Below are 13,508 nucleotides of genomic sequence, written 5' to 3'. Positions count from 1 at the left end.
CAGAATCATTCATGCTATCCTATCCAGTATAACGCCACGCAATCCTTTCCGTTAGGCAAGAAGACGACTAGACGCATACTCGAGGTGTCGCATGATGATAGATAAACGACAGGGTTTGAAGCTACCCGACATTGACATTGGCAATCTGGATATCAAGTTTCCGCTGGACGGGCTTGTCCTGAACGTATTGTACGTGAAATATGGGGTATTCCATAGGTCGATGCGAGAGCATAGTCATAGTCTCGGAAGCTATGAGCTCCACTACATCCCCAGCGGCCAGGGCACGCTGCTCGCCAATGGGGCACGATACCCGATCGAACCCGGAACGTTATTTATGACCGGTCCCGGAGTCTTGCATGAGCAAATTACAAACCCAAGCGATCCCATGGCAGAATACTGTATCTTCTTTGAGGTGCTCTCTACAGATACGAAGCCTGCAGATGTCCACTACCCTGGTGATTCATCAAGCACCCTTGCAGATCGACTATGCGGTACACCGTTCTGGATCGGCCAGGACAAGGAAAACTTGATGCCCTTGTTCGAATTGCTGGCCGGAGAGCTGGCGAACAAAAGCCTGGGATACCACCGGATGGCGACCAGCATTCTCGAAATGATCGTGATCCGAGCCATCAGACAGTATGAGGCTCATCCCCCTCTCGAAGACGCCGTACCCACAAAAACGCTGGATGACAACAGGCTGTTAACCATTGAAAATAGCTTCCTGTATGATTATGCTTCGATCTCGCTCCAACAGCTTGCTGACAAGCTGGGACTCAGTACGCGACAAACGGAACGAATGGTGCACAAGCAATATGGCGTCTCTTTTCAGGAGAAAAAAAAGCAATCGAGGATGAGCGCCGCGGCAGAGCTCCTTGCAGCCACGGAAATGCCCATCGGCTCGATTGTCGAACGCGTCGGGTTTGCCACACACGAGCGCTTCAGCCATTCGTTCAAACAGCAGTACGGCATGACCGCTTCCCAATATCGGTCACTCCGGAGAAGATGAAGCGATTCCCCCTGCTTGACGCTCACGATACTCGCCTGGCGTAACTCCGCACTGCTGCTTGAACACCTTGTAGAAATGGCGATGGTTCTCATAGCCTACGCATTTCGCTACGGTTGCAAGAGGCAGCTGACGGGCCTGAGTTAGCAGCTCCTTCGCTTTGGTCATCCGCAGCTGGGTCAAATACTGGACAAAGGTTGTGCCCGTCTCCTTCTTCAACAGCTGGCCCATGTAACTGGGGTGGAGTCCGAGGTACTCCGCTGCCGACGACAACGATAGATCCTGCGCGTAGTTGTTCTCCACATACTCCTTCAGCAGGCGGATATATTCGTTGTTGGGGCGGGCAGGAGGCGAGCTCTCGCTCCTGATCTGAGGTCCCGCCTCCTCCCGCTTGCGCTCCAGCAGGTCCACTGCCATTGACTTCAGGAGCCGCCCAAGCTCGGCCTGATGGACAGGCTTGAGCAAGTAATCCTCTACATGCAGCCGAACGGCCTGCTGCGCATATTCGAACAGATCATAGCCCGACAAGATGATGACATGCGTCACCTGCTTCTTGCGCGCCTCGCGAATCAGCTCCAGTCCGTCCATCTCCGGCATCTCGATATCTGTAATTAGCAGATCCGGCAGAAAATACTCCATTTTGTCCAGCGCTTCCCTGCCGTCAGAAGCCGTGACGATGTGAGTGAACGCCGATTTCTCTTGCTCAATCATATCCAGAATCCCGTCACGGATGATGGATTCGTCATCGACGAGCATCAATTTCAACATCGCTTATCGCCTCCGCAGCCATTTTCAGTGTGCAACAGGTTCCTTCGCCAGGGGAACTCTTGATGGTAAGACCTGACCCGGCACCATAGAAGGCCGCCACCCGTTCATGAACATTGGCTAGACCGATGCCCGAGCCTGTCGAGCGGTAGGCTTCCGGCGCACGCGTACCCCATAGGGTCTCGTTCACTTCGACCAACCGTTCAGCCGTAATCCCTGCCCCATTGTCCCAAACCTCTACATAGACATATTGTTCTTGTTCATAGACGCGAATCACGATTTGTTTCGCTCCCTTTTTCTTGGACAAGCCATGGAGGATACTGTTCTCCACTAACGGCTGCACGATGAGCCGCGGACACTTCAAGACGAGCAGCGATGCTTCAACCTCCCATGTCATCTCCAGCCCATCCAGGCGGATCTGATGAATCGCAAGATACCGCTCGGCATTCTCCAATTCCTCAGCCAGCGTGACCTCGTCCTTCCGGGACAAGCTGTAGCGCAGCAGACTGCCGAGCGAGAATGCCATCTCCGATACGGTGTGGGCTTTCTCTTTCCTGGCCAGCATTCGCATCGTTTCCAACGTATTGTACAGAAAATGGGGATGGATCTGGGCCTGAAGCATCTTGAAATCGGCTTCCTTCTTCAACCGCTCCACCTTCTGAACCCGGCTGACGAGCTCGTCAATGCGCTGCAGCATGGCATTGTAATTGCGTATCAGAAATCCAACCTCATCCGTTCCCGTAGGACCTGTATATTGGCCGGAAACCGTATCGTCACCGATCCGCCGCATATGCCTGGACAGCAGGATGACACGGTTGGTTAACGACGAAACCACCAGGTAATAAAGTACGGAGAACAGCAGCAACAGCGCGAGGCCAGCCCCTGCCATCAGCTCCTTGCTCTGCAGCGTATGGAACAGCGTACCCATCCGGTTGACCTCTACCACCCTCAAACCGGCCCGCTCCAGCTCCGCAATATTGACCATCCAGGACTGTCCATCCATCTTGATGAGATGTGCTTCCTTGCGGTCAGCGTGACCTAGCAGTTGCTCCACCTGGTTGCTTGTGAAGTCGGACTGGAGCCGACTCAACAACAGGCTGCCGTCGGTTCCGGTCAGGAGGAGGTCGTTATCGGGATGAACGTTGCGCAACCCCTGCATCAATTCATGGAGCAGCTCTGGCCCCAGGTCGACGCGCAGAATTCCCAGCTCGGTCGTGTAGCGATCATTGTATAGTTTGTGATAATACGAGAGCGTTAGCTCATTGCCTCCAGGCCCTGATGGCTGATGGACCCATAGTCCCCGAGTCGGAGTCAGCCGGGCCAGCTGTTCGCCGCTCAATCGTTCGTAGATCTCTTCATATGGAGGAAACACGGTGACCGTCGCGAGACGGTCTTGCAGACGGGGATAGACCATTACCTCCGAGATCATGGGATCCCCCAGATACGCAAATGAAAAAGCCGGGCTAATGTCTTTGTTGAATGCATAGATGAGATCCCTGTCTTCGATGTAGTCATCATTCAAAAAGCTAATTAGGGCCGGATTATTTTGAAACACCGAATAAACGGACTCTACTTTCAGCAGACTGGTATCGACATTGCTCGTAATCTGCTCAATGCTCTGCTGATTAGCCAGCTGATATTGAGTAATCAGCTTGTCGTACAATTGATAATAGGTGAAGATGCCGAACAGGACAAAGGGAAGAAACACGATAACGATGTAGCCCAGCACCATCTTGGTACTGATCCGCAGGTTGAACCGGTTCTCGGAGAGCAATCTTGTTAGTCTGGACATCATGATGGGCTTCGCCTCGCTTCTCTTCATCCCCGCTAGTCATGAGCCAAGCGGAACCGAGGCATGGCCACGATTCCGCTTGGGGGTACAACTAGTTTACCATACCATCGTATTGCTCTTTATACTCGCCATACTGCGAGTTGGCCCACGCCTCCAGCTTCTCCATCCCGATGTTGTCCGCCTTGGCGATGATTTCCTCATACGCCTTCACCGCCTCTTCCTCGGTTGGCGCCAGATAAATCTTGGTGATCTCGTTGCGGAGCATGTTGTCAATATTGGTGCGGATAATTTGTTCGTCCGAGTCATTCTCTGGATTGACCATTCCCAGTGCCGGATTGTATTCTACAATTTCCCTGTACTTCTCGCCCACACGTGTCGTCTCCGAGCCCGGGTTGTAGGCTGATAACGACATGCCAACTCCAGTCTCGGTAGGTACGCCCCACCAGTAAACGCCCAGCTCCTTCATGACTTTCTCGTCATTATTATCATAATTGAACACCGGGTACCCCTCTTCATGCATTTCCCAATGCTCACCCTCAATCCCCCACTGAGCAGTCTGCCAGCCTTCTTCGGAGAACAGGTAGGAGACCAGCTTCATCGTTTCCTCCAGATGCTTGTTGCTCTTGGTCACATACAGTCCGAAGTATCCGTTGCCAGAGTTGTGGATTTTGGCATCGGGGCTGAGCGGATCGGCGAGCTCGGCGAAGGTCATGCCACTGTCGCCAACTGCCGCATTGAGACGGTCGGCCCCCTGGCTGGTCCACGTGTACGCGAATCCTTTGCCGCCGGTCATCATCTCTTGCGTCTGAACTTCATTCTTATAGGCAAAATTCTCTGACGTCACCAGCCCCTCTCTGTACAACCGGTTAATGAACAGGAACGATTGCATGAGCTCCGGCTGTCTCAAGTGGTGAATTAATTGCCCTTCTTGATCAGCAAATCCCGACGTCACTGCACCAAACTGGGCGGAGAAGAACGGATGCGTCCAGTTCGGATTAAGAACCAACGGCGTCATGTCAGGATACTGAGACTTCACTTGCTGGAGTACCCCAACCAAGTCGTCCAGCGTTTGAATCTCGGGATTCCCCATCTCCTCCATCAGATCTTGTCGCACCTGCAAGCCAGGGGTGATTGGGAAGGCATGAGGTGCAGCCTGCCACTCGGCTTCGGTCGAGAAGTCATTACGAATCGTATAGTAATTGCCGTCCTTCGCTGTGTTCACAAGTTGCTTAATGGGGTCAAAAGACAGCTCAGGTGCGTATTCAGGAATGAGATCATTAAACGCATGGCTGAGATTGGCATCGGACATCAGCTGCCAGTTCGGCGACAGCACCAGATCAGGCAGGTCGCCGGAGGATACCATCAGCGACAGCTGCTTGTCATCGGTTGCCACAGAAATCTTCGGTCGTACGCCAGTTGCGGCTGTAATGGCCTCTGGAATCGGGCCTGTCCAGTCCTGGTACGGATACCAGGTCGCATCTACGAATAAGGTAATCTCGGTCGGACCCGCGGATCCTCCGGTTTGTTCGGTAGTGCCACCTTCGGTCGGCGCGTTGCCGCCGTTGTTGGAGCTGCAGCCTGTAATGGCAAGTGCTGCTGCCAAGGGCAGCGCCAGCCATCGGGTATTGAAGTGGTTTTTAGGTGTTGCTGTCATGTGAGTTCCCCCTCTTAAATTCCTAGTTTAGCCCTTTACAGAGCCGATCATCATCCCCGAGACAAAATAACGCTGCAGGAATGGATAGACACACAGGATCGGTACAATCGAAACCACCATTGCAGTTGCTTGCAGTGATAGCGGTGTTACACTGAGCCTGGCCATCGAGGCGGTTGCATCCGCGCTCCCCGTCGGCATCATGCTCTGATTAATGACCTGCATCATACGATAGGTCAGGGTACGCAGCTCCTCGCTCTGGACGAAATAGGCTGAATCCAGCCAGGAATTCCATTGTCCTGCACCCAGAAACAGACTCATTGTTGCCATGAGTGGGAGCGACACCGGCACCATGATCCGGGCGAAGATCCGCAGTTCACTCGCTCCGTCGATGCGGGCCGATTCTGCCATCTCCTCCGGAATCTCCCGGAAGAACGAAATCGCGATGAGCAGGAAGAAGATGTTGAGCATGGACGGGATGACATAGACACCAAACGAATTGATCAAGCCCAGACTGCGGAGCACCACATAGAATGCGATCAGCCCACCTGAGAAGTTCATCGCAATGATGACAAAGATAAAATAGGCGTTGCGCAAGAGCAAGTCTTTTTTGGCCAGCCCGTAGGCTACCATACTTGTAAAGCCCACTCCGAGCGCGGTGCCGATGAGCGTACGCAGCACCGTTACGCCAAATGCATTCATCCAGCGGGCATCATCAAAAAAGTAAATATAGTTATCGAGTGAAAAGGATCGCGGCCATAAATATACCCCGCCAAAGCTCGTGTCGGTTCCCGCGTTGAACGTCATGATCAGGATATAGTAGAACGGATACAGGGTGACAAATGAGATGATGATGAGTAAGGTGGTGATTCCGGAATCCAGAATCCAATCTTCTGTCGTTCGTTTCCTGCCTCGTCGCATTGTTGTACGCCTCCCTTCTAGGTGTTAGAACAGGCTCGATCCCGAAACCCGCTTGGCAATATAGTTACTGCTAAAGATGAGAATGACCGAGATGACAGATTGCATCAGATCAATCGCCGTCGCGAACGAGAATCTGCCTTCTGCAAGCCCGACATTAAACGCGTAGGTCTGTATAATCTGCGAGGTATCACTGTTGAGAGGATTGCCAAAAAGCATCGCTTGCTCGAAGTTGGAGCCTACCAGCCCACCGCCCAGGATACTGCCGATTGTCAGAATCAGCACCACAATGCTGGCGCCTTTCAGGCCAGGCAGCGTGATGTACCAGATCCGCTTGATCCGGCTCGCCCCGTCAATCTCAGCCGCTTCGTGCAGCGCAGGATCAATGCCCGTAATGGCAGCCAGGAAAATAATTGTCCACCACCCCGCTTCTTTCCAAATGGCACTGGATACAGCGAATCCCCAGAACGAATCGGGATTGGTCAAAACATCGAGCGGCTGATTGATTATACCGGTGGAGAGCAGCAAATCGTTGACAATGCCATAATCTGCGGAGAAGAACGTATAGGCAATGCCCGATACGACGACCCAGGAGATGAAGTGTGGCAGATAACTCACCGTCTGCACGAAGCGCTTGAAGAAGGCGTTTCTCACTTCGTTGAGCAAGATAGCCAGCAGAATCGGGATCGGATAGGAGAAGATCACCTTCAAGAAACTGAGTGCCAGCGTATTACGTACCAGGTTGTTGAAATTGTAATCATTGAAGAACGCCTCAAAATGCTTCCAGCCTGCCCAGGGGCTTGAGAAGATTCCCTGAATGCCTGTAGAAATTCGATAGTCCTTAAAGGCGATGATGATGCCGAACATCGGCAGGTAATGGAACAGGAGTAAAAAGAACAGGCCGAGCCAGACAAACATTTGAAAGGAAAGCTGTTTTTTGAACTGTTGGAAAAACCCTTGTTTTTGCGTGGTCGATGTTCCCGTGACCGCTTTCATTTGTCTCCACCCCCTCGTTGACTTATTTGGTGTATCCAAATTATAAACAGCGGGAGGATGCTATGAAAACGGTTTATTTTCTAGGTTTAAGGGTCATTTTGCAAGGTCAATCAAGAACAAAATCACCCTGCGGATGATTCTAAGAGACTCATCCCCTTGCTCTAACGACCGACCAGCGGGTTGCCGAGCAAATAGAGGAACAAAGGTGCGTTACAGCTGGTGCTGAGTGGGGATTCGTGCAAATAGAGGAAGAAAAGTGCGTTGCAGCGGCCGAGCAGCGGGTTGCCATGCAATTAGAGGAACAAAGGTGCGTTACAGCTGGTGCCGAGTGGGAATCCGTGAAAATAGAGGAAGAAAAGTGCGTTACAGCGGCCGAGCAGCGGGTTGCCAGGCAAATAGAGGAACAAAGGTGCGTTACAGTGGCCGACCAGCAGGTTGTCAGACAAATAGAGGAACAAAGGTGCGTTGCAGCGGCCGAGCAGCGGGTTGCCATGCAATTAGAGGAACAAAGGTGCGTTACAGCTGGTGCCGAGTGGGAATCCGTGAAAATAGAGGAAGAAAAGTGCGTTACAGCGGGCGAGCAGCGGGTTGGGACACATCTTATCCACAACATAAAAAGCGACCCTGAGGGTCGCTCCATACTTTTCATGCTCTGCTAACGATAGGACTGGTACAGCGCAGCCGTATAATACGGCACCGGCTTGATCTCATGAAATACAGCGATCTCGACGCCTTCGAACCGTTCAACGAGCGCCTGATTGACAAAGGTGTGTACCGTGCCTTTGCGCAGCGGCGTAATCGACAGATGCAGCTGTTGCCCCTCCAGCTCCTCGCGGAACTGCTTGAGCCCGATGGGCCAGGATTCGCCATAATGAATATGGTCGGTAAGCATCCGATCACCCAGGTAAGCCGCCGCCACATCGCCGTCATAGGCAACATGCAAGAACACATCAGATACCTGTTGCGGCCACTCCGTGTCAATCGTCAGCAGAGCGCTGCGCTCCATAGGATGCTCGACCTTCACTTCGGGCGCATAGTCCGCAACCTGCAGCTCCAGCGTCTGAAAGACACCTTCCGTGCCATGGCTCACTGTGCCTGTACTTGTCTGCACTCTCTCCTCCGGGAGTCCCGGCCATAGGGAGACCTGCCACAACGACGCGCCTTCCGATGTACTGATCAGACGCTCATCCTTGACATAGATCCGGCTGGAGCTGATCACCAGGCGCTCCTGGCCCCAAACCTCCACCTTGTAGGTCTGCAGCGCCTCTTGCCGGCTCAGTACAATGACATGAATTTCCTGACCATTGGTTAGCTCCAACACAAGTCCATGCTGCTTGCCGATTGCCGGCTTGATGACCCAGCGCTGCTCCGTGGCAGTCACGTCTGCGGAATCACTGTGAATGGCAGCAACCGTGCTCCGGTCCCACACGAGCTCCGGCGCCAGTCCTGGTTGTACATAGAACACCAGCGTAGGATCATTCTGCTCCAACCGAGTGAGGGGCTGCACGGTGGCCGATATAAGATGCGCGCCATACAAGTCGAGGTGGAACGGCAGCACGGCACTTACGTCCCGGCTGAGCGTGAAGGTCCCTTCCTGTGGAAAAGCAACGGCTCCCTGGGCCGTCTCCAGCTCCAGGCGCACGCCGCTGCGTTCCGGCATCTCCTGATGATCCTGGAAATTGTTGAGGAAGACAAACCCGCCGCCATCCTTGTGACGGACACACCAGCGCAAGCTATCCATATCCTCGGGATCAATCGTCTCCTGGCCCTGTGGCAGCAGCGTGCCCATCGGTGCCAGCAGCTCCCCATAGGCCTCCATGAACAGTGCCAGCGATCGAATCCGGTCATAGGACTTGCCTACCCGGCCGAACTCTCCCAGCGGCGATTGATAATCATAGGTGATTTTCGGCAAGCCGTACTCATTCAAATAACCGCCGCGTTGACCCTCGGGATTGGAGCCACCGTGATACATGTAGTAGCCAAGCAAATTGCTGCCGCTGGCAAGCTTGACCAGGGTCATCGCCTCCACGCTCTCCGGACTGACATTCGGCCGTGCCGTGTAGCTGACCTGCATCCCGCCAGCCATCTCACAATACGCCACAGGAACCTGCTCCGAATCGTAGTTGACCGCCTCCATCGGCGTCACGTGCAGATCACGGAAAATATATTCGCCGCTCGGCGGCTGATTAGGAATCCAGGGCGTGTAGGCGTAGCCTGCCAGCATTGGCAGCGTATCCTGCGAGGACACGGCTGCACCGCCCCAGGCTGTTGCTGTGAAGAATATCGGGCGAATACCTTCCCCCTCGGCGATGCGGCGCAGCTCATCTAGATGCGCCTCGCCGCCTGTGCCAGACGACATGAAAACACCCGTTTTGTACCCCCAAGAGTCCTGTGGTGCGCCGCAGTGCATGTACTCGTTCTCCAGCTGTACCGCAATAACCGGTCCTCCCTCCTGGAACAGCGAGCCCTTCACCTGACGGGCAATCTGACGATACAGCCGCTTGGCATAAGCCAAATAGTGCGGATCGTTGGAGCGGATGTCGAGCGGCTTGTGGAAAACCCAGTCCGGGATACCGCCGTTGCGGACTTCGCCGTGGCAGAACGGACCAATCCGCAGCACGAGCGGCAGCTCATGCTTGGCGCAGAGATCGACGAAATGACGGAGATTGCGGTTGCCGTGCCAGTTGAAGACCCCTTCTTCCTCCTCGTGATAATTCCAGAAGATGTACGTGGCGACAATATTGACGCCCCCCGCCTTCATCTTCAGCAGCTCTTCCTCCCAGTGGAGATAAGAGAATCTGGCGAAATGAAATTCGCCGACAACGGGAATGAAGGGCTTGCCGTTGCGCAGCATATAGAAATTCGTAAAGCCGTAGCTGCCTCCCTTGGGGCTGCTCCCACCGTTACCCGCCAGTTTGCCAGGACGGATCTCTTTGTTGGGCTGATCAATGTGCAGTGAATAAGGCGTCATGGACTATCCCTCCTCTTTACTCGAAGCCTGCCGCTGGTGGATGGACGCGCCCTGATGTCCCGGATCAAGCGCCTGCACAGTCTCGAACTCCGCTCCTGCTTCCTGTGGTCGCTGTAGACCCAACAGGCCCAGTCCCCGCATGAACCGGCAATGGATAACGTTCCGCTTGTTCAGATCCTCATCGAAGACGAGGAAGTCCGGCAGCGACACGGCGAAGTAGTCAATTTTCACATCATCAAATAGATGTTTCTCGGCATAGTCGATGAGCTTGTTGAATCGTTTGTTGGCTTCCTTGGGATTGCCCAGCTTCTCCCATGCCAAGCCTTGATAAAAAATCATCTCCGGCGGTTGATCATTGTAGTACATCGCACTGGCAGGTTCATCGAGGCCCTGAGAAGCCGTACGGAAGGCCGTCTCCGCCTCTTGCTCTCTGCCCTGATCGGCAAGCGCGCAGCCGAGATAATAGTACACATTGTTCTCTTGGGCACCAGCCAGCTTGGCTTCGCCCAGGTTGACCGGATTGTGCAGCGCCTGCATCAGAAGCTCCTCTGCCTCGGCATAACGCTGCGCATCGAGCTCCTGCTTGGCCAGCTCGACATGCGCCAGCACATACTGCCCCAAGGTCTTGCCTTCCCCGCCCTCCCACGGGTGGAAGGTCCGGCGGGCCAGCAACTGAATCGCCTCTTCATACCGGCTTAGGGTATTGTGCAGCGTGACATATTCAAGATAAAGGTCGTCCCGGGCCTCCACCAGATCCAGATGGCCCGCCAGGAAAGCCAGCCGCTCCTCTGCCAGATGACCAAGCTTTTTACGCAGCTGATCCAGCTCGTAGGCTACCCTTGCGTCGGCAGGATCGCAGCGGAAGGCCAATTCAAGCGCGTCCAGCGCGCGCTCTGCGTCCTGCTGCTTATTATAATAGGCGAGCGCCAAATTGCGATGAACCGTGGCCAGTGACGGATCGGCTGCCGCCGAGCGCTCCCACGCCGAGATGGCAGCCTCGCCCCGCTTGCAGTCATAATACAGGTTCCCCAGGAAATAAGGCACGCGCGCATCCTCTGGCTGAAGCAGGGCGGCATGCTCCAGCACCTGCAGATCGAATAGCGTGTTCGGGAAGCAATAATCGGGCTTGGCAGCACTGCCAGCGCGAACGCTCTCAGAGGCCTGCTCGGTCTCACCGAGGCGGCTAAGGCAAAGAGCCCGTCCATAATGGACCATCGGGTAATCTGCAGCCTCCCCCTGCACGGAAGTTACCTTCTCCAATACGCCAACCGCTTCGTGGTAGAGACCAGCGGCGGTATAATCCGAAGCCAGCGCAAGGTAGTTATGCACATCTTCGCGCATCAGACGCTCCAGCTCGCTTCGCACCGCACCGGCTGCTTCCTCGTCACCGGCGCTCTGCAGACTCAGCGCCAGCTCCCAGGCTGCACCGAAATCTGCTTTGTCCAGCTCCAGCGTCTGGCGGGCATAAGCGGCAGCCGCCTCTGGTTCACCAGCCAGACGCAGCACAGCTGCCCGGAGGTGACGCGCTTTGTAGTTGTGGGCATTACGGATCAGCCCGCGGTCCACCAGCTCCAGCGCCTCCTCATAGGCTCCGCGTGAAGTGGCAATCTGGGCAAGCGAGTAGTAGCCGGCATCCTGCCAATCGGCAGACCAGACCGCTTTGTACAAGGCGGCGAACGCCTCATCTAGCCGGTCCTGGTACTTGAGCGCCATTCCAAGCTGGTAATAGGCTTCGCTGTTGTAAGGGTTCGGATTACGCCAGGTCAGCCGGCTGATCGCCTGGCGAAAACAGGCTTCCGCCGCTTCCCACAAGCCGCGTCGCAGCAGCAGCGTGCCATACGCCACATTGATCCGGCTGTCCTGCGGGTCCCGCTTCAACCCTTCGAGGTAATACGCCTCCGGCTCGAAGGTCGCATGCCGATACTGCTCCAGATGCAGGCCAGCCAGATACAATTCCTCCTGTGTCTTCAGCTCCTCCGGCTGGGGCAGCGGCTTGGCGGCGTCCGGCACCTCCTCGATCGAAGGTGCAGCAGGCCGGTACCGAACCAGCGTGCGGCCTTCCCTGTCGTAGACCACTACCTCGAGTTCATGCGGCTGTACACCTTCTGGCAGCCCAACCTCTTCGGAGAAGACCGTCTCCGGCGAGAGATGGCTGTTGCGGCGAAGCAGCGCTTGCCCCCGATGCGTGAGGGAGACGACAGCTCCTTCTCTGTCGGCTGTCACATAGACGAGAATAGCCGCCTTGCTGCCGTCCTCGCTGATCTCGAGATTAACTGCAGCGTCGATAGTCGCATTTTTGACCACGCCTACTCCTTTGTAAGGCATGAAGTATTGGGTGAACGACTTCTCTTCATACGGCTGCAGCCAGGTGAAATCCGGCTGGTTGTCCGTATAGACACCGGTCATCAATTCAATATATGGGCCATCCTCATCCGTCAGCGCGCGATCCCAGGCCTGGCCGAATTCTCCATTGCCCCAGGTCCATTGCTTTTTGCCGGGTGAGATATGATGGTTGGCCACATGCAGAAGACCCGCACCTACAGCGTGGTCGTACCCGCCTACGAAATTGTAGTCGGACTTGTAGGCCATGTAGGAGGTAGGCACTGGGATATTCTTGTAGCGGGAGATATCGACGCCTTCGGAATAGTCCATCTTGTAATAGGTGCCTGTGGCAATAGGGAACCGGGAGACATCCCGCTTGCCATGATCGAATACGGCATTCACATCCGGCGGGAAGACCGACTGCGTGTGATCATTGACTGCAACGGCAGGATTGGCCCACCACAGAAACGTCTGCGGCTGCGCCGTACGATTGTACAATTGAGCGTTGATCTGAAGATAAGCTTTGTCCGGATGTAGCGTGAACCCGGCCGTTACCTTGGTCCCGTACATGCGGTCAATCTCACTGATCCAGACGGTCGCCGTCCCATCCTCCCCCTGCTCCAGCTTGTATTCCACCGGCCCGAATGTGTTGGGGCGATGATGCTGGGGCCAGTTGAACTCGATGCCTCCAGAGATCCAAGGTCCAGCCAGACCGACAAGTGCCGGCTTGATGACTTGATTATAGTAGACAAAATCATAGTTGTTGGTCTTGTCCACCGCACGATAGATGCGTCCGCCGAGCTCCGGCATGATCTCGATTCGCAAGTAATCGTTTTCGAGAATGAGCATCGTATAGTCCTTCAGCGTCTTCTGATCCTCAATCTTGTCAATGACGGGATGCGGATAGACTCGGCCCGAGCTGCCCTGGTAGACCCGCTTCTCCAGAAACATGGGGTTGCGGTCCGGTTGGCCCACGCCATAGGTAGGGATAGCGGCAACCGTCTCCCGGACTTGGGCTGGTTGATGCGACTGACTCATGAACATTCACTCCTCGGCTTGGTAGTTGATAGCTCTACCTTACCGAATCCCA

10 protein-coding genes are annotated in these 13,508 nt (G+C 54.9%); 1 reads left to right on the top strand and 9 read right to left on the bottom strand.

Translation table 11 applies throughout. From position 1 onward, the window contains the following. Positions 1–91 precede the first annotated feature (91 nt). Positions 92–1,006 (top strand): AraC family transcriptional regulator, encoded by a 915-nt coding sequence (locus tag F556_RS0125340; protein WP_157272941.1) that lies wholly within the window; start codon positions 92–94, stop codon positions 1,004–1,006. Here F556_RS0125340 and F556_RS0125335 read toward each other — a convergent pair. From F556_RS0125335 to F556_RS0125300, 9 genes are all read right to left on the bottom strand, one after another. Beyond that, the gene (locus F556_RS0125335; RefSeq protein WP_020619812.1) at positions 989–1,771 is read right to left on the bottom strand and encodes a response regulator transcription factor; all 783 of its coding nucleotides are present in this window, start codon (positions 1,769–1,771) and stop codon (positions 989–991) included. The genes F556_RS0125340 and F556_RS0125335 overlap by 18 nt on opposite strands. Then, positions 1,746–3,560 carry a cache domain-containing sensor histidine kinase gene (locus tag F556_RS0125330; RefSeq protein ID WP_211222639.1) on the bottom strand — a complete coding sequence of 605 codons (1,815 nt, stop codon included), beginning with the start codon at positions 3,558–3,560 and terminating at the stop codon, positions 1,746–1,748. The genes F556_RS0125335 and F556_RS0125330 overlap by 26 nt, the downstream gene beginning before the upstream one ends. Positions 3,561–3,651: 91 nt before the next feature. Beyond that, positions 3,652–5,214: an extracellular solute-binding protein gene (locus tag F556_RS35165; RefSeq protein ID WP_020619810.1), complete on the bottom strand. Its 1,563-nt coding sequence runs from the start codon at positions 5,212–5,214 to the stop codon at positions 3,652–3,654. Between the two features lie 27 nt (positions 5,215–5,241). Then, complete coding sequence (locus tag F556_RS0125320) at positions 5,242–6,132, bottom strand: carbohydrate ABC transporter permease (protein WP_020619809.1); 891 nt, start codon at positions 6,130–6,132, stop codon at positions 5,242–5,244. A gap of 24 nt (positions 6,133–6,156) precedes the next feature. After that, positions 6,157–7,125 carry an ABC transporter permease gene (locus F556_RS0125315; RefSeq protein ID WP_020619808.1) on the bottom strand — a complete coding sequence of 323 codons (969 nt, stop codon included), beginning with the start codon at positions 7,123–7,125 and terminating at the stop codon, positions 6,157–6,159. 161 nt (positions 7,126–7,286) lie between these two features. After that, positions 7,287–7,418 carry a hypothetical protein gene (locus F556_RS39105; protein ID WP_281167921.1) on the bottom strand — a complete coding sequence of 44 codons (132 nt, stop codon included), beginning with the start codon at positions 7,416–7,418 and terminating at the stop codon, positions 7,287–7,289. Beyond that, entirely contained in the window at positions 7,419–7,622 is a 204-nt protein-coding gene (locus tag F556_RS38045) for a hypothetical protein (RefSeq protein WP_157272940.1), read from the bottom strand. 158 nt (positions 7,623–7,780) lie between these two features. After that, a complete protein-coding gene (locus tag F556_RS0125305) occupies positions 7,781–10,096 on the bottom strand; it encodes a beta-galactosidase (protein ID WP_020619806.1) in 2,316 nt (771 codons plus the stop codon). Positions 10,097–10,099: 3 nt separating this feature from the next. Further along, positions 10,100–13,456 (bottom strand): DUF5107 domain-containing protein, encoded by a 3,357-nt coding sequence (locus F556_RS0125300; protein WP_020619805.1) that lies wholly within the window; start codon positions 13,454–13,456, stop codon positions 10,100–10,102. Positions 13,457–13,508 lie beyond the last annotated feature (52 nt).

The sequence above is a fragment of the Paenibacillus daejeonensis DSM 15491 genome (assembly GCF_000378385.1).
Lineage (GTDB): Bacteria > Bacillota > Bacilli > Paenibacillales > Paenibacillaceae > Paenibacillus_D > Paenibacillus_D daejeonensis.
This window is presented reverse-complemented; position numbering and strand designations above follow the sequence as displayed.